The sequence below is a fragment of the Aeromonas sp. 96A genome (assembly GCF_051919165.1).
GTDB classification, from domain to species: Bacteria; Pseudomonadota; Gammaproteobacteria; order Enterobacterales; family Aeromonadaceae; genus Aeromonas; species Aeromonas veronii.
Map to the genome: position 1 here is coordinate 2827501 of NZ_JBQBFE010000001.1, position 24048 is coordinate 2851548.

A 24048-nucleotide genomic window follows, 5' to 3' on the forward strand; every position below is an offset into this window, starting at 1 on the left:
GTACCCGCTCCACATCGATCTGCTTGCGGTCGAGGAAGATCTGACCCTGAGCCCCGATCGCCAGCATGATGCTGGAGGATTTCTGCGACTTGGCCTGACTGGCCTGAGGTCTGTGTACCTCGAGCCCGGCTTCGCGCACGAAGGAGGTGGTGACAATAAAGAAGATCAGCATGATGAACACGATATCCAGCATGGGAGTCATGTCGATCTGCACTTCGTCACGCTGGCGTTTGGATTGCCGTCTCATTGCATTACCTTCTCTTCTCGCAGTCCGTCCCGGGTCTTGGCCAGCGCACGCTTGGCCTGACTCTCGAGCCGACTGAGTAACAACACGCCGGAGAGCGCCACCACCATGCCTGCCATGGTGGGGATGGTGGCGCGGGAGATCCCGCCCGCCATGCTCTCCGGGTTAAAGCGGTTGGCCGCAGCCAACGCATCGAATACGCCGATCATGCCGGTCACAGTGCCCAGCAACCCCAGCATGGGGCAGAGCACCACCAGGGTGCGGATGAAGATCAGATGACGGTTCAGTTCCAGCTCCGCCTGTGCCAGCCAGCGGCTGCGGATCGCCCGAGCGTGCCAACTGTGGCGCTCGCTGCGGGCTTGCCAGCGACCGAGCAGCTGTTGCTGCAACGGGCCGAACCCCAGATTGAGGTAGAGCAGTCGCTCGATCATCAGAATCCACATCAGCACCAGCAGGGCCAGAATGACCCAGAGCACCGGACCGCCACGGCCCATGAAGCTCTGCAGCTGTTGCCAGATGTCGAGCATCATGCTGCTCGCTCCATCCCGTTGTTATTGCTCTCGGCGCGCTCGGCCAGAATGCCGGCCACCTGCTGCTCCAGTACATTGGAGAGCTCGGTGAAGCGCGATTGCAGCAGGCTGTGGGCCAGGATCAGCGGAATGGCCGCCACCAGACCCTGTACAGTGGTGACCAGCGCCATGGAGATGCCGCCCGCCATGATCTTGGGATCGCCGGTACCAAACTGGGTGATGGCCTGGAAGGTGCCGATCATCCCGGTCACGGTACCGAGCAGACCCAGCATGGGGGCGATGGCCGCGATCACCTTGACCATGCCGATGCCACGTTCCATGCGAGGGGTCTCCTGCAGGATCGCCTCATCAAGACGCAGTTCGAGGGTCTCCATGCTCAGCTCGGGGTGTTTGTCTGCCACCGTCAGCACCCGGCCAAGGGCGTTGTCGGCGTGATACTCGCCGCTCTTGAGCTGGCGACGAACCCGACCTAGCTCACGAGAGAGACTCCACAGCCGTACCGCCGCAATTCCCAGACCGATAGCGGCCAGCAGCACGATAATGGCGCCGACCTGACCACCTTGCTGTACCTGCTGCCAGAAGGTAGGTGCCTGTGCCAGCATCGCCAGCAGAGTGCCATGAGAAGGATCCAGCGGCAGCGCTTCCCCTTCCTGACCCTGATAAGCCGCAACGGCAGAGAGCACGCTACCGGGCAGACCCAGTACCGGGCTCAAGCCTTCGGCGGTCGGTTGCAGGAAGCCTTCGCTCCCCAGCAGGGCAAAACTGCCAACCCGGGTCAGCGACTGCTCGCTGGCAGCCCCCTGGGCATCGAGCACCTTGCCGTTGAACCGGGTAATCCGGCCAGATTCGCGGATCTCCTGCAGCAGCGTAGCGGGCAGCAGGGCGAGAGCGGCGCGATCCGGCACCTGTTTATCCTGTGCCATGGCTTTCAGCGGGGCGAGACGCTCCGGGTACTGGCCCTCGACGGCGGATTCACTCAGCAGCTTGACCGCATCGCTGGCCCCCTGACGGGTCACCGCGAAGATCTCGTTCATGTCGCCGGAGGCTTGCTCCCACTGGGCGTTAAGCTCGACCAGCTGCTTCTCGTTGCTGGCGAACTTGCCAGCCAGCTCCTTGCTCAGGCGCTGGGCCTCGGCCAGTCTGGCGCGGGCAGTGCCGAGCTCCTTGGCAACGGTCGCCAGATCTTGCTGAGCCTGCTGTTCACGAGCCTGTTCCTGCTGTTGCCACTCATCGGCGACAGCGGCGTTGGTACCGCAGGAGAGGGCAATAAGGAGGGGGAACCACTTCATGGTGACTCTCATGATTGGGCCTCCTGACTGCGGCTGACAGAGAGGGGGACATTGAGCAACTGGGGAACTTTCTTGTCGGCGGCCACATCCATCGCCTCGGCGATAGGGGAGAGCCACTGGCTATCGAGGGCTTGCCACTGCTTCGCCTCGGCAGACCAGCGCCATGCCTGACTGCGATCGGCCGTCATTGCCAGCAGGGAGACCCGACCCAGCGCCAGCACATCGACCCGACGCGGAGCACCATCCAGCTCCAGCTCGGCGGAATAGCTGTCCATCCGGCTGCCGTACTCGGCTTCAATCTGATAGGCCTGCAGCAGCTGACGGAATTTCTCTGCCTCGCTAACGTCTGCGCGGGCCAGGGTCGCTTTCAACTGTTCAACCCGCGCCAGCCGATCTTCCTTGCGCAGCGGGATGTCATTTTGCACCAGCTGTTCCAGATCTGCCTGCATCTGCAACATCAGCGGGATCAAGCCCTGACGGGTCTCTTGCACCGCTTCCAGCTGCTGGCTCAATTTACCCAGCTCATTTTGCTGATCGGCCACCAGAGATTGCATGTAACGGTTGTAGGCTTCGAGGTCACGCAGTTGCAGCTGGGCGTTTTGCAGCTCCAGTCGTGCGGCAACAGCGGCATCGGCGGCTTTTTCCACCCGCTGCTGGGAGGCTTTCCCGGCAGCTATGCTGTTCTTGAGGGCGGGAGCAACCAGCTCATCCCCGACGGCAGCAAAGTGGACTGACAGTGGCAGCAGGGCCACACCCCATAATTTGTTCATTGAAATACATCTTACTAATGATAACTATTATCATTATCTCAAATGCAGGGCGGACTGGCAACGAGAGGATTTTCTTGGCCTTTATGCACAAAAACAGGATAATTTTTAAGCACGCACGGAATAAGTGGCGCCAATAGCCACCGCACAAATATAAATAACGATAAAAAATCTTTTCGATCAGTGTGATAGAGATCGAAAAAGGAGAAAGTAATGCTCAACGATGCGATCTGGGAACATATCGACAAGTTCACCAAGGCAACAAAAACCAGCGATATCCAGCAACTGCTGGAGCGCTTCAGTCATCAAATGGGCTTTGATTACTTTCGGCTGCTGATTATTTTCCCCATCAGCATGCAAAAATCCCACGTGGCACTGTTCAACAACTGTCCGACCACCTGGTTTGACGCCTACAGCGAAAACCAGTATCTGACCCAGGATCCGGTGGTCTATCTGGGGCTGAAACAGACCCAGCCGATCTTCTGGAACAAGCTCGACTGCGACTCGCCCTGGCTGCCCAGCGCCAGCCGCGATGTGATGAACCTGGCGGCTGATTTCGGGGTACGCAATGGCGTCTCCTTTCCGCTGCACACCCCGCAGGGGGAGCACGGCATCCTCTCATTCATCACCAAGGAGAAATCCAACTCCGATCTGATGTTTGAAAATGTTCCGCTGCTGTCATTCTGCGCCAGCTACATCTTCAACTCCGCACTGCAACTGATCAAAAGCAGACCGGATATGATGAAATACCTGACCGAACTGTCGGATCGGGAGAAGGAGTGCCTGTTCTGGGCCAGCGAGGGCAAGACCTCCTGGGAGATCGCCACCATCCTCGGCATCAGTGAGCGGACGGTCAACTTCCACCTGACCCAGGTGACCAACAAGACCGACTCGAAGAATCGCAGTCAGGCCATCGCCAAAGGGATCACCAGCGGCATCATAGTGCCCTCCCTCGACGAGGTCACCATCACCAACCTGCGGCTGTCGTAACCCCTCAGCCGAAACAAAAAGAGCCGCAATTGCGGCTCTTTTTCATTTGAGAGAGTGACTTACTCGACGGTCACCGATTTTGCCAGGTTGCGCGGCTGGTCCACGTCGGTGCCCTTGATCAGGGCAACGTGGTAGGAGAGCAGCTGCAGCGGTACGGTATAGACGATGGGGGCGATCACCTCTTCCACATGGTTGAGGTTCATGACCCGCATGGTCTCGTCGCTCTTGAAGCCAGTATCGGCATCGGCGAACACGTAAAGGATACCGCCACGGGCGCGCACCTCTTCCACGTTGGACTTGAGCTTCTCCAGCAGATCGTTGTTCGGCGCCACCACAATGATGGGCATCTCGGCATCGATCAGCGCCAGCGGGCCGTGCTTCAGCTCGCCAGCGGCATAGGCTTCGGCGTGGATGTAGGAGATCTCTTTGAGCTTGAGCGCCCCCTCCATGGCGATGGGGTACTGGCTGCCGCGGCCGAGGAACAGGCTGTGCTGCTTGTCGGCAAACTCTTCGGCCAGGGTTTCGATATCCTTGGCCAGCGCCAGACTCTCTTTAATACGCAGCGGCAGGGCTTGCAGCGCCTTGACCAGTTCGGCTTCGGCGGCGGCGCTCAGGTGGCCACGGCAGTGACCGACCGAGGCCACCAGCATCAACAGGCCAGCCAGCTGGGTGGTGAACGCCTTGGTGGAGGCCACTCCAATTTCTGCCCCCGCGCGGGTCATAAAGGCCAGATCCGATTCACGCACCAGCGAAGAGCCCGGCACGTTGCAGATAGCCAGCGAGCTCATGTAGCCGGATTCCTTGGCCAGACGCAGGGCGGCCAGGGTATCGGCGGTCTCGCCACTCTGGGAGAGGGTCACCAGCAGGCTGTTGGGGCGCACTACCGACTTGCGATAGCGGAACTCGGAGGCGATCTCTACATCGCAGGAGACGCCAGCGATCTCTTCGAACCAGTAGCGAGCCACCATGCCGGAGTGGTAGGAGGTGCCGCAGGCAACGATCTGCACGTGCTCGACCTTGTCAAAGATGGCGCGCGCACCGTTGCCGAACGATTCGACCACCACGTGATCGCTGCCCAGACGCCCTTCCAGGGTGTTGGTGATCGCTTTGGGTTGCTCGTGGATCTCTTTGAGCATGTAGTGACGGTATTCACCCTTGTCACCGGCATCGTGGGAGAGTTCGGACTCCTGCTCTTCACGCACCACGGCGTTGCCGTTGGTATCGAAGATGTGCACGTCACGGCGGGTCACTTCGGCCACATCACCCTCTTCCAGGAAGATGAAACGACGGGTCACCGGCAGCAGCGCCATCTGGTCGGAGGCGATAAAGTTCTCGCCGATACCGCGGCCGATCACCAGCGGTGAACCGGAGCGGGCCACCACCACGCGGCTGTCGTCGCGGCTGTCCATCACCACGGTACCGTAGGCACCGCGCAGCTGCTTCACCGCAGTCTGCATGGCGGCCAGCAGGCTACCGGCGCTCTTCAGCTCGTGATGGACCAGATGGGCAATCACTTCGGTGTCAGTGTCGGAGCTGAACACATAACCCAGCGCCTTCAACTCTTCCCGCAGCTCTTCGTGGTTCTCGATGATGCCGTTGTGCACCACCACGATATGCTCGGAAACGTGGGGATGGGCGTTGCGCTCGGAGGGCTCGCCGTGAGTGGCCCAGCGGGTATGGGCGATGCCGGTACCACCGTGAACGAACTGCTCGTCGAGCGCCTTGGCCAGCTCGGCCACCTTGCCCAGACGGCGAACCCGCTGCAACGGCTGGTTGGCGCTGAACACGGCCACACCAGCGGAGTCATAACCGCGGTACTCCAGACGGCGCAGGCCCTCTACCAGAATTTCAGCCACATCACGTTGGGCGACAGCCCCGACGATGCCACACATACACTTCTCCTTGAGATGCAAATCGTAAAGTCAGTTGGATGGTTCAGAGCTCGATGTCAGCAAGTGACCGGGGCGCAGATAAGCGTCACCCCCTGGGCTTGAATCTGTTCTCTGGCCTCGCTGGCCAGCCCCTCGTCGGTCACCAGGGTATGGATGCTCGACCAGGGAAGTTCGAGATTGGGGATCTTGCGGCCGATCTTTTCCGATTCGACCATCACAATGACCTCCCGCGATACCTCGGCCATGACCCGCGACAGGCCCACCAGCTCGTTGAAGGTGGTGGTGCCACGCTCCGGGTCGATGCCGTCGGCACCGATAAAGAGCTGGTCGAAGTCGTAAGATCGCAACACCTGTTCCGCCACCTGACCCTGAAAAGATTCGGAGTGAGGGTCCCAAGTGCCACCGGTCATTAACAGGGTAGGCTCATTTTCCAGCTCGCGCAGGGCACCGGCCACATTGAGGGAGTTGGTCATCACGATGAGGCCGCGCTTGTTGCCCAGCATGGGGATCATGGCGCTGGTGGTGCTGCCGCTGTCGATGATGACGCGGTTGTGATCACGCAGCCGCTCGGCCGCCGCACGGGCAATGGCTAACTTTCGGTTCGAAACTTGTTCGGGATTGGCCTCGACCACCATCTCGCTCGGCAAAGGGACTGCACCACCGTAACGGCGCAGCAGCAGACCACCGCTCTCCAGTACCGCCAGATCTTTACGGATAGTCACTTCGGAGGTAGAAAAGTGTTTGGCGAGGGCGTCGACGCTCACTTCACCCTGCTCTTGTACCAGGGTCACTATGGTGTGTCGGCGTTGTTGAGTATTACGTTTGGTCATTTTTAAGTTTCGATTCGAAAGAACATCGAAATATTAGCCCCTTTTTCGGAAAAATAAAACAGCAAATAGGATCCGATTTGGTTCGATGCCAGAATGGGGTGCCAATTTGCGACGAGGATGCCATGCAAAAGAGAGTCATCTGGCTGGTGGAGGATGAGGCCAGCATCGCCGACACCCTGATTTACGCCCTGCAGACCGACGGGTTCGAGGTGGAGTGGTTCATGCTGGGCCAGCAGTTGCTGACACGACTGAAACAGACGCGCCCCGACTTCCTGATCCTCGATGTGGGGCTGCCCGACATCAGCGGCTTTGAACTCTGCAAGCAGGTGAGGGCGCTGACCGATATCCCCCTGATGTTCCTCACCGCCCGCAGCGAGGAGATAGACCGGCTGATCGGGCTGGAGATCGGTGCCGACGACTATGTGGCCAAACCCTTCTCACCACGGGAGGTGTGTGCCCGGGTGCGGGTCATCCTGCGCCGCAGCCAGCCCGTCGCCCCCCAGCCCAGCGCCCTGCTGGTGCTGGATGAGGAACGGGCCCGCATCCATTTTCGCGGCCAACCGCTGGCCCTCACCCGCTACGAATATCTGCTGCTCAAGACCCTGATGCTGGCGCCGGGGCGGGTCTACTCCCGCCAGCAGCTGATGGATCTGGTGTGGCAGGATGCGGAGGAGAGTCTGGATCGCACCGTCGATACCCATATCAAGACCATCCGCGCCAAGCTGCGCGAACATGATCCCGAGGCCAACCTGATCCTCACCCACCGCGGGCTGGGCTACAGCCTGGAGCTGGCATGAGACTCGGGTTGCAACTGCTGTGCGGCCTGCTGCTGATCTTCGCGCTGGCCGCCTGGTTCGTGCTGGAGATCTTCGTCGAGGAGATAAAACCAGGGGTGCGCAGCGCCACCGAGGATACTCTGGTAGACATGACCCAGCTGCTGGCACCGCTGGCGCTCGATGATCTGAAAGAGGGCAATATGATGAACGGGCGGTTGGCCAGCGCCTTCGCCCGCCTCAACCAGAATCCCATCAATGCGATGATCGACGGCCACCTCAAGCAGCAGGCGGAGTACCGCATCTATGTCACTGACCAGAAGGGTATGGTGATTTACGACTCCGACGGCACGGATCTGGGCAAGGACTATTCCCGCTGGAACGATGTCTACCGCACCCTGCGCGGCCAATATGGCGCCCGCAGCACCCGCACCGATCCCGACGATGCCGCCAGCTCGACCATGTATGTGGCGGCGCCGCTGCGGGAAGGGGCCGAGATCATCGGCTCCCTCACCGTCGCCAAACCCAATCGCACCCTGATGCCAGCCATCGAGCGCGGGGAACAGGAGCTGCTGCGGGCCGGCGGCCAGATGCTGCTCATCTCGCTGCTGATCGGCAGCCTGCTGGTGTGGTGGCTCAACCGCGCCATCGGCAAGCTGGTGCACTACGCCGACTCGGTCAGCAAGGGGGAGGCGGCACCGCTGCCACGGCTGCACACCGTCGAGCTGGATCGGCTCGGCCGCTCGCTGGAGACCATGCGCCACCAGCTCGATGGCAAAAGCTACATCGAAGCCTATGTGCACAGCCTGACCCACGAGCTGAAGAGCCCGCTGGCCGCCATTCGCGGGGCAGGGGAGATTTTGGCCGAAACGCCGCCCCCCGAAGTTGCCAAACGGTTTATCGGCAACATCAATCAGGAAACCGCGCGCATGCAGCAGCTGATCGAGCGAATGCTGCAACTGGCGCGGCTGGAGTCGGGGCAGGGGCTGGATCGCCAGTCGGTGGAACCGGCAAAACTGGGCAAGCGCACCCTCGACGCCCGCCAGATCATTGCCCAGCGCCGTCAGGTCGAGTTGGTGGCCGAGCTGGCCAGCGCGCCGAAACAGAAGTGGGATCCGCTGCTGGTGGAGCAGGCCATCGGCAACCTGCTGGACAACGCCATCGACTTCTCTCCCGCCAACGGGCAGGTCACCCTGAGCGGCAGCCAGCAGGAGGAGGGCTACTGTTTTCGGGTCACCGACAGCGGCCCCGGCATTCCCGACTACGCCCTGCCGCGCATCTTCGAGCGCTTCTACTCCCTGCCACGACCGGACAAGGGGAAGAGCAGCGGTCTGGGGCTCAGCTTCGCCCATGAAGTAGCCCACCAGCATGGCGGCAGTCTGACCCTGAGCAACCGGCCGGAAGGGGGCGCGCTGGCGGAACTCTGGCTGCCGTTCGCCTAGTCCCCCGCAACTTCACATTCCCCACACAAAGCGGCATTAGACTGCCGCTTTCTCTCATCCATTTGCTCAAGGAAATGCTATGTCCCGCCTGCTTCTCTCCAGCCTGCTGGCTGCCGGTCTGCTCGCAGCCCTGCCTGCCTCCGCCGCCAGCGGCTGCTTTCTCTATGCTGACGGCAACGGCCAGACCCTCTCCAGCGAAGGGGACTGCTCCAGCCAGCTGCCACCCGCGTCCACCTTCAAGATCCCGCTCGCGCTGATGGGTTACGACAGCGGCTATCTGGTGGATGAAGAGCATCCGGCACTGCCCTACAAGCCGAGCTACGACGGCTGGCTGCCCGCCTGGCGCGAAACCACTACCCCGCGCCGTTGGGAAACCTACTCGGTGGTCTGGTTCTCCCAGCAGATCACCGAGTGGCTGGGGATGGAGCGCTTCCAGCAATACGTCGACCGCTTCGACTACGGCAACCGGGATCTCTCCGGCAATCCGGGCAAGCATGACGGCCTGACCCAGGCCTGGCTCAGCTCCAGCCTCGCCATCAGTCCGGAGGAGCAGGCTCGCTTCCTCGGCAAGATGGTGAGCGGCAAGCTGCCGGTCTCGGCGCAGACCCTGCAATACACCGCCAATATCCTCAAGGTGAGCGAGATCGACGGCTGGCAGATCCACGGCAAGACCGGCATGGGCTACCCGAAGAAGCTGGATGGCAGCCTCAACCGCGATCAGCAGATCGGCTGGTTCGTCGGCTGGGCCAGCAAACCGGGCAAGCAGCTGATCTTTGTCCATACCGTGGTGCAAAAGCCCGGCAAGCAGTTCGCCTCCCTCAAGGCGAAAGAAGAGGTGCTGGCCGCATTGCCCGGGAAGCTGAAGACCCTGTAATTCCTCCAGAAACCGGCGCAATGCCGGTTTTTTTATCCCCCTTCACCACCACTTCACACAGACCCATCACCACTTCACGCCGGACTGACAGACTCACTCCATCCAACAAGGAGACGTGTCATGGTCAAACAGATATTCACCCACAAGATCTTTCTGCTGCTGTTGCTCAGCCTGCTGTTGATGGTGCCGGTGCAATCCATCATGGAGCTGAACCGGGAGCGTCAGGCTTACCGCAGTCAGGCCATTCACAGCATCATGGCCAGCAGCAGCGGCCCGCAACGACTGATGGGGCCCATTATCGTGCAGCCCTATACCCGTTCGGTGACGGTTGAGCAGGAGGGCAAGCGCTTCGTCCGTCAGGAGCAGATCTACCGCTACCTGCTGCCGGAGCAACTGGATATCAGGGCCAACATGGAGGTGACCCCGCGCAAGCTGGGCATCTATCAGGCGCAGGTCTATCAGACCCGGCTCACCCTATCGGGCCACCTACCTACCCGACAGAGTCTGCTGGGTGACGCGACCTCACCGCTCGGTGAAACGGCCGAGCTGGTGGCGGGCAAACCCTACCTTAGCCTGGTGCTCTCCGATGCCCGCGGCATCAACAGCGTCCCCGAACTGCAACTCGGCACACAGCGGATCCCGTTTGCCCCCGGCGCCCGCCTCGGTGATGCGCTGGCAGGTATCCATGCCCCGCTCGACAGCCTGCCGCAACAGGATGGCACCTTTCATCTGGATCTGAATCTGCAGGGGATGAACGTCCTAGACATAGTACCGCTGGGCAAGGAGAGCACCTTGCTGCTGGCGGGCAACTGGCCCCATCCCAACTTTATCGGCGACTTTCTGCCGGGCAGTCGCACCCTGAGTCAACAAGGGTTTGAGGCCAACTGGCAAACCAGCTGGTTCGCCAGCGACATGGAGACCCGCTTCAACCGGATGATGAACGGGGGCGATAGCAATCTCTCCACCTTCAGCGTCAGTCTGGTGCAGCCGGTGGATCACTATCAGCTCAACGAACGGGCGGCCAAATATGCCCTGCTCTTCATCGGCCTCACCTTTATCAGCTTCTTTATGTTCGAGCTGCTCAAGGGGCTGAGGGTTCACCCGATCCAGTACGCGCTGGTAGGCATGGGGCTGGCTATCTTCTATCTGGTGCTGCTGGCCCTGACCGAGCACCTCGGCTTTGGCTGGGCCTATCTGGTGGCCGCGCTGGCCAGCGTGCTGCTCAACGGCTTCTACCTCAGCGATGTGCTGGGCGGCCCGAAGCAGGGGATCGGCTTCGCTGCGCTGCTCGGGCTGGTCTATGCCATCCTCTACAGCCTGCTGCAGGCCGAAGAGATCGCTCTGCTGCTCGGCGCCCTGCTGCTGTTCGCCACCCTGGCGCTGATCATGCTGCTGACCCGCAAGCTCGACTGGTATCAGGTGATGGACTATAGCGCCCCCGCGACCACATGGGCGGCCCCCCAGTCATCGACCAGTGACACCAACCATCAGTCATAAGCCAAAAAAACCGGCGCCTGATGGCGCCGGTTCTATTTTATTGATCGGGCATCACTTCTTCTTGACCGGGCGAGCCCAGTTCTTGATGTGGCGCTGGGGCACCCGGGTGATCACCAGCTCATTCTCGGCCACATCCTTGGTGATGGTGGAACCTGCCCCCAGGGTAGCACCCTTGCCGATACGCACCGGCGCTACCAGCTGGGTATCGGAACCGACGAACACATCATCCTCGATGATGGTCTGGAACTTGTTCACGCCGTCGTAATTGCAGGTGATGGTACCGGCACCGATATTCACTTTGGCACCCACCTCGGCATCCCCCAGATAGGTGAGGTGGCCACACTTGGAACCAACCCCCAGACGAGCCTTCTTCATCTCGACGAAGTTGCCGACGTGGGCATCCTGCTCCAGCACGGCACCCGGGCGCAGACGGGCAAACGGGCCGACCGAGCACTGATCCGCCACCTGAGCCCCTTCGACGATGGAGTAAGGCTTCACCTCGGTGTGATCACCAATGACACAATCCTTCAGCACGGCACCGGCACCGATACGTACGTGGTTGCCGAGGGTTACCTTGCCTTCGATGATGACGTTGACATCGATCACCACCTCTTCACCGATCTCGAGGGTTCCGCGCAGATCGAAGCGGGCCGGGTCGATCAGGGTAGCACCGGCGATCATCAGCTTCTCGGCCTGCATCTGCTGGTAGCTGCGCTCAAGGGCAGCCAGCTGCACCCGGTTGTTGGCCCCTTCCACCTCGGCGGCACGCTCCGGATGGACCGCTGCGATCGGGCAGCCATCGCCGTGCGCCATGGCGATCACATCCGTCAGATAGAACTCACCCTGGGCATTCTTGTTGTCGAGACGAGACAACCATTGACGCAACTGGCCCCCATTGGCCACCAGCACGCCGGTATTCACCTCACGGATCGCCAGCTGTTCGGCATTGGCATCCTTCTGCTCGACGATACCGACTACCTGACCATTTTCACGGACGATACGGCCATAGCCGGTAGGATTGTCCAGTACCACGGTCAGCAGTGCCATCCCGTTTTCAGCCTTGGCAGCCAGCAGTCGCTGCAGGGTCTCTGGCTGGATCAGCGGGGTATCGCCGTAGAGCACCAGCACATCGTCTTCATCCTTCCAGAACGGGATGGCCTGGGCGACGGCGTGACCTGTCCCCAACTGCTGGGCTTGCAGCACCCAGTTCACACCGGCCGCCACGATCCGCTCTTTCAGCAGCTCGGCACCGTGGCCATAGACCAGATGCAGCTGCTCGGCGCCGACCTGACGGGCAGTATCGATCACATGGGAGACCATGGGTTTATTGGCTACCGGGTGCAGTACCTTGGGCAGAGCGGAACGCATGCGGGTACCTTTACCCGCCGCCAGGATCACGACGTTGAGAGACATGACTTCGACCTTGAACTTGTGTGGAAATACTCGGCGGAGTCTATCCAACGGGTAAAAAAAAAGCGACCCGAAGGTCGCTTTTTACATCACCGTTATTAGCGGTAATTCTTTTTGACGATATCAATGACTCGCAGTTGAGCCATCGCCTTGGCCAGCTCGGTGGCGGCCTGGGCGTAGTCGATATCACCATGTGAGCTGTGGATCCGCTCTTCGGCTGCGCGCTTGGCTTCCTGGGCTTTCGCCTCATCCAAGTCGTCAGCACGAATCGCGGTGTCCGCCAGCACGGTCACGGATTCAGGTTGTACTTCCAGCATACCGCCGGAGATGTACAGCACCTCTTCAGTTCCGTTCTGCTTCACCAAGCGGACCAAGCCCGGCTTGATGGCAGTCAGCAACGGAGCATGACCGTGGCGGAGACCCAACTCACCTTCGGAGCCTGATACCTGAGCGGATTGCACGCGACCGGAAAACAGTTTTCCTTCGGCGCTCACCACGTCCAGGTGAAAGGAGATCATCTCTGCCATGGGCCCTCCTGTCGAGGCTTACAGTTTCTTGGATTTCTCGACGACTTCGTCGATACCGCCAACCATGTAGAACGCCTGCTCGGGCAGATCGTCATACTCGCCTTTCAGGATGCCCTGGAAACCACGGATGGTCTCTTTCAGCGGCACGTATTTACCCGGAGAACCGGTAAACACTTCTGCTACGAAGAACGGCTGGGACAGGAAACGCTCGATCTTACGGGCACGGGCTACGGTCAGTTTGTCTTCTTCTGACAGTTCATCCATACCCAGGATGGCGATGATGTCCTTCAGCTCTTTGTAGCGCTGCAGTACGGTCTGAACGCCACGAGCGGTCTCGTAGTGCTCTTTGCCAACCACCAGCGGATCCAGCTGACGAGAGGTAGAGTCCAGCGGGTCAACGGCCGGGTAGATACCCAGTGCCGCGATTTGACGGGACAGTACGACGGTCGCATCCAGGTGGGCAAAGGTGGTCGCCGGAGACGGGTCAGTCAAGTCATCCGCAGGAACGTAAACGGCCTGTACGGAGGTGATGGAACCGGTCTTGGTGGAAGTGATACGTTCTTGCAGAACACCCATCTCCTCGGCCAGGGTCGGCTGGTAACCTACTGCGGAAGGCATACGGCCCAGCAGTGCGGATACTTCAGTACCGGCCAGGGTGTAACGGTAGATGTTGTCCACAAAGAACAGCACGTCACGACCTTCGTCACGGAACTTCTCGGCCATGGTCAGGCCGGTCAGCGCAACGCGCAGACGGTTTCCGGGCGGCTCGTTCATCTGACCGTAAACCAGAGATACTTTGTCCAGTACGTTGGACTCCATCATCTCGTGGTAGAAGTCGTTACCCTCACGGGTACGCTCACCTACACCGGCAAACACAGAGTAACCACTGTGCTCGATCGCGATGTTACGGATCAGCTCCATCATGTTTACGGTTTTGCCTACACCGGCACCACCGAACAGACCAACCTTACCACCCTTGGCGAACGGGCATACCAGGTCGATAACCTTGATGCCGGTCTCCAGCAGATCGTTACTGTTGGACTGATCTTCGTAGCTGGGGGCAGCGCGGTGGATAGACCAGCACTCTTCTTCACCGATCGGACCTTTTTCGTCGATTGGCTCGCCCAGTACGTTCATGATCCGACCCAGAGTCGCAGTACCGACCGGAACCTGGATGGATTTACCGCTATTCACTACTTCCAACCCACGACGCAGACCGTCGGAGGAGCCCATGGTGATGCAACGAACGACGCCGCCACCGATCTGTTGCTGAACTTCCAGCACCAGACCCTGGCCTTGACCTTCGCTAACGACCTTCAGTGCATCGTACACCTGGGGCACGGCATTCTGCGGGAACTCGATGTCCACCACAGCGCCGATGATTTGGACGATGAAACCGTTACTCATGTCAAATCCTCTAAACCTTTGATAACCCTTGCCTTACACCGCAGCAGCACCGGATACGATCTCTGTCAGCTCCTGGGTAATACTGGCCTGACGGGCCTTGTTGTATACCAGTTGCAGATCGTTAATCAGGTTACCGGCGTTGTCAGTCGCGGCTTGCATGGCAACCATTCGGGCTGCCTGTTCACTTGCCAAGTTTTCCACTACACCCTGGTAAACCTGAGATTCGACATAGCGAACCAGCAGGGTATCCAGCAGCTTCTTGGGATCCGGCTCATAGAGGTAATCCCAGTGGTGTTTCTTGGCGAGCTTGCTGTCTTCAGTTACGGGCAAAGGCAGCAGTTGATCGACCCGTGGTTGCTGCACCATGGTGTTGACGAACTTGTTGTACACCAGATACAGCTTGTCAATCTCACCGTTGTCGTAAGCCTTCAGCATGACCTTGACTGAACCAATCAGGTCATTGACGCTCGGACTATCGCCCAGTCCTGCGACATGAGCTTTAACCTTGGCGCCGTGCCGTTCAAAGAAGTTGGAGGCCTTGTTACCGATCAGTGCCAGGTCAACCTTGGCACCTTTCGCGCTCCATTGCTTCATATCATTGAGGGCAGCCTTGAACAGGTTGATGTTCAGACCACCACACAGGCCACGGTCGGTGGAGACGACGATGTAACCCACTCGCTTGACCTCACGTTCGATGAGGTAGGGGTGCTTGTATTCCAAGTTCCCCTGAGCGATATGGCCGATCACCTTGCGCATGGTTTCAGCGTACGGACGGCTGGCAGACATGCGTTCCTGCGCACGGCGCATTTTGCTTGCTGCCACCATTTCCATAGCGCCGGTGATCTTCTGAGTGTTTTTCACACTCCCGATCTTGTTACGTATCTCTTTTGCGCCGGCCATCTCTTACTCTCCATCAAGTGGCAGCTCACGCTGCCACACACGCTTACCAGGTCTGGGTTGCTTTGAAGCTATCCAGCAACGCAGTCAGCTTGCCAACGATCGCGTCGTTGTAGTCGGCTTTGGCATTGATTTCAGCCATCAGCTCGGCATGCTGGGTATTGGCGTAAGAGAGCAGAGCGGCTTCGAAGTCGACGATCTTGTTCAGCTCGACATCGGAGAGATAGCCTTTCTCGGCGGCGAACAGCACCAGAGACTGGTGAGCCACGCTCAGCGGAGAGTACTGCTTCTGCTTCATCAGCTCGGTCACTTTCACACCGTGATCCAGCTGCTTGCGAGTCGCCTCGTCCAGATCGGAAGAGAACTGGGCGAAGGCCGCCAGTTCGCGATACTGGGCCAGCGCGGTACGGATACCACCGGACAGCTTCTTGACGATCTTGGTCTGAGCAGCACCACCTACACGGGATACGGAGATACCCGGGTCAACCGCCGGACGAATACCGGAGTTGAACAGCTGTGAAGTCAGGAAGATCTGACCATCGGTGATCGAGATCACGTTGGTCGGAACGAACGCAGATACGTCACCCGCCTGAGTTTCGATGATTGGCAGCGCAGTCAAAGAACCGGTTTTGCCTTTCACTTCACCCTTGGTGAACTTCTCTACGTACTCGGCGTTAACGCGAGCAGCACGCTCCAGCAGACGGGAGTGCAGATAGAAAACGTCACCCGGGTAGGCTTCACGTCCTGGCGGACGGCGCAGCAGCAGGGAGATCTGGCGATAAGCTACGGCCTGCTTGGACAGGTCATCATAGATGATCAGCGCGTCTTCACCGCGGTCACGGAAGTACTCACCCATGGAGCAACCGGCATACGGAGCCAGGTACTGCAGAGCAGCCGCTTCGGAGGCAGAGGCAACAACCACGATGGTGTTGGCCAGGGCGCCGTGCTCTTCCAGCTTGCGCACCACGTTGGCGATGGTGGAGGCCTTCTGGCCAATCGCAACGTAGACACACTTAATGCCGGAATCTTTCTGGTTGATGATGGTGTCGATCGCGATGGCGGTCTTACCAACCTGACGGTCACCGATGATCAGCTCACGCTGGCCACGACCGATAGGGATCATGGCATCGATGGCTTTCAGACCGGTCTGGACCGGCTGGTCAACAGACTTACGCTCGATAACGCCCGGTGCGATCACTTCGATCGGCGAGAAGCCGTCGTTGTCGATCGGACCTTTACCGTCGATCGGCTGACCCAGGGTGTTCAACACCCGGCCCAACAGACCACGACCTACCGGCACTTCCAGAATACGGCCAGTACCTTTTACTTTCATTCCTTCTGACAGACCGTCATAGGAACCCATAATCACCGCACCGACGGAGTCACGCTCCAGGTTCAATGCCAGAGCGTAGCGGTTGCCCGGCAGCTCGATCATCTCACCCTGCATGGCATCAGCCAGGCCGTGAATACGAATGATACCGTCGCTCACAGAGACGATAGTACCTTCGTTACGCGCTTCGCTCTTTACATCAAACTGCGCAATGCGCTGCTTGATCAGCTCGGCGATTTCAGTGGAATTCAGTTGCATGCTCTAATACCCCAATCAAGATTGCAGCGCGTCAGCCATGCGATCCAGCTTACCGCGGACTGTGCCGTCGATTACCAGATCACCGGCCTTGATGAGCACCCCGGCCATCAAGGACGCATCGATGCTGCAATTCAGCTTCACTTTGCGCGCGAGACGTTGTTCCAGAGAAGCCTGAATATTGGCTTTCTGCTGGTCGGTCAGTTCGATCGCCGAAATCACGTCAGCCTGAACCTCTTTATCCAGTTCAGCTTTGAACGCTACAAATTCAGCAACGACCGCCGGCAGCACACCCAAGCGACCATTCTCGGCCATCACCCGGATCAGGTTCTGGCCATGCACGTCGAGTTGCTCACCGCAGACACCGACAAACAGCGTTGCCAGCTCTTCGGCGGCCACAGAGCCGTTTACCAGGTTGTGCATGGTCTCGTTTTCCACTACTTGCGCAGCGAAACCGAGCATACCCAGCCACTGGTCAACCGCCTTGTGCTCAACGGCAAACTCGAAAGCAGCCTTGGCGTAGGGGCGAGCGATTGTAGTCAGTTCAGACATAGCCCCGTTCCCGTTACAGTTCTGCTACCAGTTTGTCGACGATGTCGCTGTTGGCAGCCTGGTCGATTTGACGCGCCAGGATCTTCTCTGCACCAGCAATGGCAAGAGCAGCAACCTGCTTACGCAGTTCTTCTTTGGCACGATGACGTTCAGCTTCGATCTCGGCACGGCCCTGAGCCAGGATTTTTTCCCGCTCAGACTGGGCACCAGCGGCAGCTTCATCAATGATCTGGGCTTTACGTTTGTTAGCCTGCTCAATGATTTCAGCAGCCTGCAGCTTGGCTTCTTTCAGCTGATCGGTGGCATTGGCCTTGGCCAAATCCAGATCTTTCTTGGCACGCTCGGCAGAAGAGAGACCGTCAGCAATAGCTTTCTGACGGGCTTCGATGGCAGCAATCAGCGGCGGCCATACGTACTTCATGCAAAACACTACGAAGAAGAAAAAAGCAATTGCTTGGCCGAGGAGGGTGGCATTGATATTCACAGCCGATGTCCTCTTAAGTTAGTTAATGGGTTATGCCTGGAGAGTCGTAACGACTTAGCCAGCAACCGCAAACATCACGTACAGACCCAGACCAACGGCGATCATCGGGATCGCATCCACCAGACCCATTACGATGAAGAACTGGGTACGCAGAACAGGGATCAGATCCGGTTGACGAGCAGCACCTTCCAGGAACTTGCCACCCAGGATACCGATACCGATGGAAGCGCCGATAGCAGCCAGACCCATCATCATTGCAGCAGCGATGTACAGCAGGTCCATGTTCAAGTTTTCCATGAGGATCTCCAGTTATTTAGATGTAATTGATTGTATAAAAAGGATTATTTGAGTTGCATCAACCATGGTCTTCCTGCGCCATCGACAGATAGACGATGGTCAGAACCATGAAAATGAATGCCTGCAAAGTGATGATCAGGATGTGGAAAATTGCCCAAGGCACGGACAGGATCCACTGTGACCACCAGGGTAACAAACCAGCAATCAGGATAAAGATCAGTTCGCCAGCATACATGTTGCCGAACAGTCGAAGACCCAGAGAAACAGGTTTGGAAATCAGCGTAACAGTTTCCAGGATGAGGTTAACCGGGATGGCCGCCGGGTGGTTGAAAGGCTGAAGTGTCAGCTCCTTCACAAACCCGCCGATACCCTTGACCTTGATGCTGTAATACAGGATCAAGAAGAACACGCCCAAAGCCATGGACATGGTGATGTTAACGTCAGCAGAGGGAACCACACGCAGATAGGGAATACCCATCAATTGTGCAGCGTGAGGGATAAAGTCAACGGGGATCAGATCCATGAAGTTCATCAGGAAGATCCACACAAACACCGTCAGCCCCAAAGGTGCGATGACCTTGTTGCGACCGTGAAAGATGTCTTTGACGTTACCATTCACAAACTCGACCAGCATCTCCACAAAGCACTGCAGCTTACCCGGCACCCCGCTGGTAGCGTTAACGGCTACTTTGCGGAACAGCAGGATAAACAGGGCGCCTAGCACGACGGAAAATACCATTGAGTCGATATTGACCGTCCAGAACCCGGACCCGACTTGAAGGTGGGTCAGGTGGTGGGAGATATATCCCTGAGGAGTCAGGACTTCTCCGGTTGCAGACATGAGTTTTCCTAATAGTGGTTGTTAAGCGTGAATGAAACCATCCACTGTACAACGAGGGCGAGGATATAAGTGGCGAAAAACGAGACGGTAACGACCTCGACTCCCGCACCAAACATCAGGGCGAATAGACCTGTTGTAGAAATGAGCTTAATCCCTGCCCCACCATAAAAGTCCCGCAAAACCAGGCCCACACTCTCGGTTGTCACCTTGCGGCGCAGCACCCAGACAGTAAACAAGGCTTGAGGAACCCAGTACATCCCCCCTCCGTAGAGGGCGGAATAACCGGCGCTGGCACCAGTCAGGTAAAACCAGACGGCACTCATCGCCAGGATCAGGATGAGCTGACAAACGAGCATAACCAAGGCCAGTGTCAAACCTTCCAAGGCTATTTTCTGCTTCACCAACCTACCCCTGAACATTACAGAACTGTAAAAAATCGGGATCCGAAGACCCCATGTTAACAGCTCTTAAAGCCGGTCAAATTATACCCTTGAGGGCAGCTATTGCAATATGACAAAAATCCTTAATTTTTGCGGCTTTCCGCGGCAAATCAGGGTTATGGTCATATCAAAAGGAATGGATGTTTTATTACTACAAAAAGCGTAAAAATCACGATTCCGACACGCCAAAATAGCCCAATATACGGTCCAAATCGGACAAATTCTCGTAACTTATTACTAACTTCCCGCTATCCCGCTTGCCAGGCTGAAGTTGCACCTGATTGCCAATTTTTTCTGCCAGTTGGCGCTCCAGGTAGCCGATCTGCGGATCACGGGCCGGTTCGACCCTGGCTTTTGCCGGTTCGAGCGCTTTTTGCACCAGTTTCTCGGTATCGCGTACGGTCAGCCCTTTCTGGGCAACCAGCTTGGCCAGTTCGGACTGGGCCTGGCCGCTCAGTGCCAGCAGGGCACGGGCATGGCCCATGTCGAGGTCGCCATGCTCGACGAAACGCTTCACATCGTCGTTGAGCTGGTTGAGACGCAGCAGGTTGGTCACCGTGGTGCGGGACTTGCCCACCGCCTCGGCCACCTGCTGGTGGGTGAGTTCGAATTCGGTCAGCAGTCTTTGTAAAGCGACCGCCTCTTCGATGGCATTGAGGTCTTCCCGCTGAATATTCTCAATCAGCGCGATGGCGACGGCTGCCTCGTCGGGTACATCCTTGACGATGCAGGGCACCACCTCGAGCCGCGCCAGCTGGGACGCGCGCCAACGCCGCTCACCGGCGATGATTTCGAAGGATTGTTCGCCGAGAGGGCGTACCACGATGGGCTGGATCACCCCCTGGGCGCGGATGGAGTTGGCAAGCTCTTCCAGTGCATCCTGGGACATATCCTTGCGGGGCTGGTACTTGCCGGACTGCAACCACTCCACCGGCAGCTTGCGCAGCTCGCCCTGATTGGTGGGGGCCATGGCCTCTTCAGTACGTTGATCGCTCATCACCTGTTTCTGGCGGGCAGCCGTGCTGGTACTGAGCAGGGCATCCAGCCCCTTGCCCAGCCCACGTTTTTTCGGCGTCATATGCTCTCTCGGTCTGCGATGGTCACCTGACGCTCCTGCTCCTGGCGACGCAGGATCTCGCCAGCCAGAGCCAGATAGGCCTTGGCGCCCACCGATGATTTGTCATAGTGCATGGCCGGGGCGCCGAAACTCGGTGCCTCCGCCAGTCTTACGTTGCGGGGAATGATGGTGCGATAGACCTTGTCCCCGAAGTGCTGTTTAAGCTGATCGGACACATCATTGGCCAGCCGGTTGCGGTGATCGAACATGGTGCGCAGCACCCCTTCGATCTTCAGATCCGGATTGACCACGGCTGCCAGCTTGCTGATGGTGTCCACCAGGGCGGTCAGCCCTTCGAGCGCATAGTATTCGCACTGCATGGGCACCAGCACGGAGTCGGCGGCGGCCATGGCGTTGACGGTCAGCATGTTGAGAGAAGGCGGGCAGTCGATGAAGACGTAGTCGTACTTGTCCCGCACCGCGGCCAGCGCGTTGCGCAGGCGGATCTCGCGGGCGAAGAACTCCATCAGACGAATTTCGGCCGCGGTCACGTCGGCGTTGGCGGCGATCAGGTGATAGCCCCCGGAGGTTTCGGGGATGATCACCTCGCCGATGGGGGCGTCCTCGATCAGCAGCTCATAGGCGGTGCGCTCGACTTCGTACTTGTCGACACCGCTGCCCATGGTGGCATTGCCCTGCGGATCCAGATCGATCACCAGCACCTTGCGCCGGGTAGCGGCCATGGAGGCGGCCAGATTCACACAGGTGGTGGTTTTACCCACTCCACCCTTCTGGTTGGCTATGGCGATGACTTTTCCCACACTGTCCCCTAAATGAAACTGCGACCCTATTCGGGCTGGATATGTTTGAATTCCAGCAGATGACGTTCGCCTTCCAGCTCCGGCACCACCAGTTGATGGGAGGCGACCAGACGGATGTTGGCGGGCAACTGGGCCAGCTCCTGCTCGGGATACTGTCCCTTGAGCGCGAGGAAGCTGCCCTGGGCAGACGGCAGATGGTGACACCAGCCCAGCATGTCCTCCAGTGAGGCGAAGGCCCGGCTCAGCACGCCGTCAAATCCCACCTCGGGCTGATACTCCTCGACCCGGGATTTGACGGGAGTCACGTTGGTCAAGCCCAGCTCCAGGATCACCTGACGGATGAAGTTGATCCGCTTGCCCAGACTGTCGAGCAGGACGAACTGCTTGTCTGGATTGATGATCGCCAGCGGCAATCCCGGCAGGCCGGGACCAGTCCCCACATCGATGAAGCGCTCACCGTGCAAGTGGGGGCTTACCACCAGACTATCGAGGATATGCTTGACCAGCATGGCGTCCGGATCTCGCACCGAGGTGAGATTGTAAGCCTTGTTCCACTTGTGCAGCAACTCGACCAACTGCACCAGTTGGCTCTTTTGGGTATCGGTGATAACAATTCCGGCCTGCATGAGCAGGCCGTTCAATCTTTCCAACATGGGATTCCTCAGGCGGTTTTACGCAGCAGGCCGTGTTTTTTCAGGTGAACCAGCAGGATGGAGATGGCCGCCGGGGTGATGCCGGAGATGCGGGAAGCCTGACCAATGGTCTGCGGCTTGGCATCGTTCAACTTGGCTTTCACCTCGTTGGAGAGGCCGTTCACCTCGCGATAGTCCAGATCCAGCGGCAGCAGGGTGTTCTCGTTGCGCAGCTGCTTTTCCACTTCATCGTGCTGACGCTCGATGTAACCGGCGTACTTGATCTGGATCTCAACCTGTTCGGCCGCGGCAGGATCAGTCACGGAGGGGCCGACACCTTCGATGGCCATCAGCGCATCATAGGTCACCTCGGGGCGACGCAGCAGCTCTTCCAGACTCTGTTCGCGGGTCAGCGGGGTGTTGACCAGGGCGTTGACTGCCTCTAGTGACGGATGTTGCGGGTGGATCCAGGTTGAACGCATGCGCTGACGCTCCAGCTCGACCTGTTCCATCTTGGCGTTGAATTTGCTCCAGCGCTCGTCATCCACCAGACCCAGTTCGCGACCGATGGCAGTCAGGCGGATATCGGCGTTGTCTTCCCGCAGCAGCAGGCGATATTCGGCACGGCTGGTGAACATGCGGTAAGGCTCGCGGGTCCCCAGGGTGGAGAGATCATCCATCATCACGCCCATGTAGGCCTGATCCCGACGCGGGTTCCAAGGATCCTTGTCCTGGGCACGCAAGGCCGCGTTCAGACCGGCCATCAGGCCTTGTGCCGCCGCCTCTTCGTAACCGGTCGTGCCGTTGATCTGGCCGGCGAAGAACAGGTTTGGAATGCACTTGCTCTCCATGTTGGCCTTGAGATCCCGCGGATCGAAGAAATCATATTCGATGGCATAGCCGGGACGGGTGATGTGGGCATTCTCGAAGCCGCGCACGGAACGGACGATCTGCACCTGCACGTCAAACGGCAGGCTGGTGGAGATCCCGTTCGGATAGAGTTCGTGGGTGGTAAGGCCTTCCGGTTCGACGAAGATCTGGTGTGCAGTCTTGTCGGCGAAACGGGTGATCTTGTCTTCGATCGACGGGCAGTAGCGCGGACCTATCCCCTCGATCACCCCGGCGTACATGGGGCTGCGATCCAGGTTATTGCGGATCACCTCGTGGGTACGCTCGTTGGTGTGGGTGACGTAGCAGGGCACCTGACGGGGATGCTGGCTGGCATTGCCGATAAACGAGAAGACCGGACGCGGATCGTCACCGTGCTGCTCCTGCATGACGGAGAAATCGACGCTGCGGGCATCGATGCGCGGCGGGGTGCCGGTCTTGAGGCGATCGATGCGCAGTGGCAGTTCGCGCAGGCGCTGGGCCAGAGCGATCGAGGGAGGATCCCCGGCACGGCCGCCCTTGTAGTTCTCCATCCCGATGTGGATCAAACCGTTCAGGAAGGTGCCTACGGTCAACACCACAGTCTTGCCGCTAATGCGGATCCCGCTCTGGGTCACCACACCGGCAACACGATCCCCGTCCATGATCAGATCGTCACAAGCCTGCTGGAAGATCTTCAGGTTCGGGTAGTTCTCCAGCATCTGGCGAACGACGGCCTTGTAGAGCAGGCGATCCGCCTGGGCACGAGTGGCTCGCACTGCCGGGCCCTTGGAGGAGTTGAGGGTGCGGAACTGGATCCCGCCAAGATCGATGGCACGCGCCATGATCCCGCCGAGTGCGTCAACTTCCCTGACCAGGTGTCCCTTGCCGATCCCGCCGATCGCCGGATTACAGGACATGTGTCCCAGCGTATCGATATTGTGGGTCAGCAACAGGGTGTTCATGCCCATACGGGCTGCCGCTGTTGCTGCTTCGGTTCCGGCATGACCGCCACCGACGACGATCACATCAAATTGTTCATGGTATTGCATTGGGATCACCTTGATCTGCACGCCTGAAGATCTTTATTTGCCTGGGCTAAA

Annotated in this window: 25 protein-coding genes (1 of these 25 only partly in view); 5 read left to right on the forward strand and 20 right to left on the reverse strand. The window is 58.8% G+C overall.

What is annotated here, in order from left to right; all coding sequences use genetic code 11:
- The 4 genes in view from ACTG2W_RS12980 to ACTG2W_RS12995 are tightly spaced (each overlapping or abutting the next) and all read right to left on the reverse strand, a layout consistent with a single transcriptional unit that may run on beyond the window.
- Nucleotides 1-247, reverse strand: partial view of an ExbD/TolR family protein gene (locus tag ACTG2W_RS12980; RefSeq protein ID WP_106844474.1) — the 5' portion only. The gene continues 155 nt to the left of window position 1, outside the view; only the first 247 of its 402 coding nucleotides appear in the window; it begins with the start codon at nt 245-247; its stop codon lies beyond the left edge, outside the window.
- The gene (locus ACTG2W_RS12985; protein ID WP_005339367.1) at nt 244-774 is read right to left on the reverse strand and encodes a MotA/TolQ/ExbB proton channel family protein; all 531 of its coding nucleotides are present in this window, start codon (nt 772-774) and stop codon (nt 244-246) included. Before ACTG2W_RS12985 ends, ACTG2W_RS12980 begins: the two co-directional genes overlap by 4 nt.
- Nucleotides 771-2075, reverse strand: a complete 1305-nt coding sequence (locus tag ACTG2W_RS12990) for a MotA/TolQ/ExbB proton channel family protein (RefSeq protein ID WP_106844473.1) — start codon at nt 2073-2075, stop codon at nt 771-773. Before ACTG2W_RS12990 ends, ACTG2W_RS12985 begins: the two co-directional genes overlap by 4 nt.
- Nucleotides 2072-2833: a DUF3450 domain-containing protein gene (locus ACTG2W_RS12995; RefSeq protein ID WP_162516110.1), complete on the reverse strand. Its 762-nt coding sequence runs from the start codon at nt 2831-2833 to the stop codon at nt 2072-2074. Before ACTG2W_RS12995 ends, ACTG2W_RS12990 begins: the two co-directional genes overlap by 4 nt.
- A gap of 210 nt (nt 2834-3043) precedes the next feature.
- Here ACTG2W_RS12995 and ACTG2W_RS13000 point away from each other — a divergent pair, with 210 nt between their 5' ends.
- Nucleotides 3044-3820 (forward strand): helix-turn-helix transcriptional regulator, encoded by a 777-nt coding sequence (locus ACTG2W_RS13000; RefSeq protein ID WP_005357256.1) that lies wholly within the window; start codon nt 3044-3046, stop codon nt 3818-3820.
- 59 nt (nt 3821-3879) lie between these two features.
- On the opposite strand, the gene glmS is transcribed toward ACTG2W_RS13000, so the two are convergent.
- Nucleotides 3880-5712, reverse strand: a complete 1833-nt coding sequence (glmS, locus tag ACTG2W_RS13005; RefSeq protein WP_106844472.1) for a glutamine--fructose-6-phosphate transaminase (isomerizing) — start codon at nt 5710-5712, stop codon at nt 3880-3882.
- A gap of 56 nt (nt 5713-5768) precedes the next feature.
- Nucleotides 5769-6542, reverse strand: coding sequence for a DeoR/GlpR family DNA-binding transcription regulator (locus ACTG2W_RS13010; RefSeq protein WP_106844471.1), 774 nt, complete (start codon nt 6540-6542; stop codon nt 5769-5771).
- 122 nt (nt 6543-6664) lie between these two features.
- Here ACTG2W_RS13010 and blrA point away from each other — a divergent pair, with 122 nt between their 5' ends.
- From blrA to creD, 4 genes are all read left to right on the forward strand, one after another.
- Nucleotides 6665-7339, forward strand: coding sequence for a beta-lactam response regulator transcription factor BlrA (blrA, locus tag ACTG2W_RS13015; protein ID WP_106844470.1), 675 nt, complete (start codon nt 6665-6667; stop codon nt 7337-7339).
- Nucleotides 7336-8757: a beta-lactam sensor histidine kinase BlrB gene (gene blrB, locus ACTG2W_RS13020; RefSeq protein WP_106844469.1), complete on the forward strand. Its 1422-nt coding sequence runs from the start codon at nt 7336-7338 to the stop codon at nt 8755-8757. The genes blrA and blrB overlap by 4 nt, the downstream gene beginning before the upstream one ends.
- A gap of 79 nt (nt 8758-8836) precedes the next feature.
- Nucleotides 8837-9631 (forward strand): OXA-12 family class D beta-lactamase, encoded by a 795-nt coding sequence (gene blaOXA / locus ACTG2W_RS13025; RefSeq protein WP_106844468.1) that lies wholly within the window; start codon nt 8837-8839, stop codon nt 9629-9631.
- 120 nt (nt 9632-9751) lie between these two features.
- Nucleotides 9752-11128: a cell envelope integrity protein CreD gene (gene creD / locus ACTG2W_RS13030; RefSeq protein ID WP_106844467.1), complete on the forward strand. Its 1377-nt coding sequence runs from the start codon at nt 9752-9754 to the stop codon at nt 11126-11128.
- Between the two features lie 51 nt (nt 11129-11179).
- Here the strand turns inward: creD and glmU are convergent, their stop codons facing one another.
- From glmU to mnmG, 14 genes are all read right to left on the reverse strand, one after another.
- Nucleotides 11180-12541 carry a bifunctional UDP-N-acetylglucosamine diphosphorylase/glucosamine-1-phosphate N-acetyltransferase GlmU gene (gene glmU / locus ACTG2W_RS13035; RefSeq protein WP_106844466.1) on the reverse strand — a complete coding sequence of 454 codons (1362 nt, stop codon included), beginning with the start codon at nt 12539-12541 and terminating at the stop codon, nt 11180-11182.
- Nucleotides 12542-12636: 95 nt separating this feature from the next.
- Nucleotides 12637-13065, reverse strand: a complete 429-nt coding sequence (locus ACTG2W_RS13040) for a F0F1 ATP synthase subunit epsilon (protein ID WP_005339345.1) — start codon at nt 13063-13065, stop codon at nt 12637-12639.
- Nucleotides 13066-13083: 18 nt separating this feature from the next.
- Nucleotides 13084-14472, reverse strand: a complete 1389-nt coding sequence (gene atpD, locus ACTG2W_RS13045; protein ID WP_005339344.1) for a F0F1 ATP synthase subunit beta — start codon at nt 14470-14472, stop codon at nt 13084-13086.
- 33 nt (nt 14473-14505) lie between these two features.
- Complete coding sequence (gene atpG, locus ACTG2W_RS13050) at nt 14506-15372, reverse strand: F0F1 ATP synthase subunit gamma (protein ID WP_005339343.1); 867 nt, start codon at nt 15370-15372, stop codon at nt 14506-14508.
- A gap of 43 nt (nt 15373-15415) precedes the next feature.
- A complete protein-coding gene (atpA, locus tag ACTG2W_RS13055; protein ID WP_005339342.1) occupies nt 15416-16957 on the reverse strand; it encodes a F0F1 ATP synthase subunit alpha in 1542 nt (513 codons plus the stop codon).
- A 15-nt stretch (nt 16958-16972) separates the two neighbouring features.
- Nucleotides 16973-17506: a F0F1 ATP synthase subunit delta gene (gene atpH, locus ACTG2W_RS13060; RefSeq protein ID WP_005339341.1), complete on the reverse strand. Its 534-nt coding sequence runs from the start codon at nt 17504-17506 to the stop codon at nt 16973-16975.
- Between the two features lie 13 nt (nt 17507-17519).
- Nucleotides 17520-17990 (reverse strand): F0F1 ATP synthase subunit B, encoded by a 471-nt coding sequence (atpF, locus tag ACTG2W_RS13065; protein ID WP_005339336.1) that lies wholly within the window; start codon nt 17988-17990, stop codon nt 17520-17522.
- 54 nt (nt 17991-18044) lie between these two features.
- Entirely contained in the window at nt 18045-18287 is a 243-nt protein-coding gene (gene atpE / locus ACTG2W_RS13070) for a F0F1 ATP synthase subunit C (RefSeq protein ID WP_005307205.1), read from the reverse strand.
- A 58-nt stretch (nt 18288-18345) separates the two neighbouring features.
- Entirely contained in the window at nt 18346-19128 is a 783-nt protein-coding gene (gene atpB / locus ACTG2W_RS13075) for a F0F1 ATP synthase subunit A (RefSeq protein ID WP_005339335.1), read from the reverse strand.
- Between the two features lie 8 nt (nt 19129-19136).
- Nucleotides 19137-19547: an ATP synthase subunit I gene (locus ACTG2W_RS13080; protein WP_019445506.1), complete on the reverse strand. Its 411-nt coding sequence runs from the start codon at nt 19545-19547 to the stop codon at nt 19137-19139.
- Between the two features lie 190 nt (nt 19548-19737).
- Nucleotides 19738-20646: a ParB/RepB/Spo0J family partition protein gene (locus tag ACTG2W_RS13085; protein ID WP_005342343.1), complete on the reverse strand. Its 909-nt coding sequence runs from the start codon at nt 20644-20646 to the stop codon at nt 19738-19740.
- Nucleotides 20643-21446, reverse strand: a complete 804-nt coding sequence (locus tag ACTG2W_RS13090; RefSeq protein ID WP_005307193.1) for a ParA family protein — start codon at nt 21444-21446, stop codon at nt 20643-20645. The genes ACTG2W_RS13085 and ACTG2W_RS13090 overlap by 4 nt, the downstream gene beginning before the upstream one ends.
- 26 nt (nt 21447-21472) lie before the next feature.
- Nucleotides 21473-22099, reverse strand: a complete 627-nt coding sequence (gene rsmG / locus ACTG2W_RS13095; protein ID WP_440016256.1) for a 16S rRNA (guanine(527)-N(7))-methyltransferase RsmG — start codon at nt 22097-22099, stop codon at nt 21473-21475.
- 8 nt (nt 22100-22107) lie between these two features.
- On the reverse strand, nt 22108-23997 hold the full coding sequence (mnmG, locus tag ACTG2W_RS13100; protein ID WP_005357220.1) for a tRNA uridine-5-carboxymethylaminomethyl(34) synthesis enzyme MnmG: 1890 nt from the start codon (nt 23995-23997) through the stop codon (nt 22108-22110).
- Nucleotides 23998-24048: the final 51 nt, after the last annotated feature.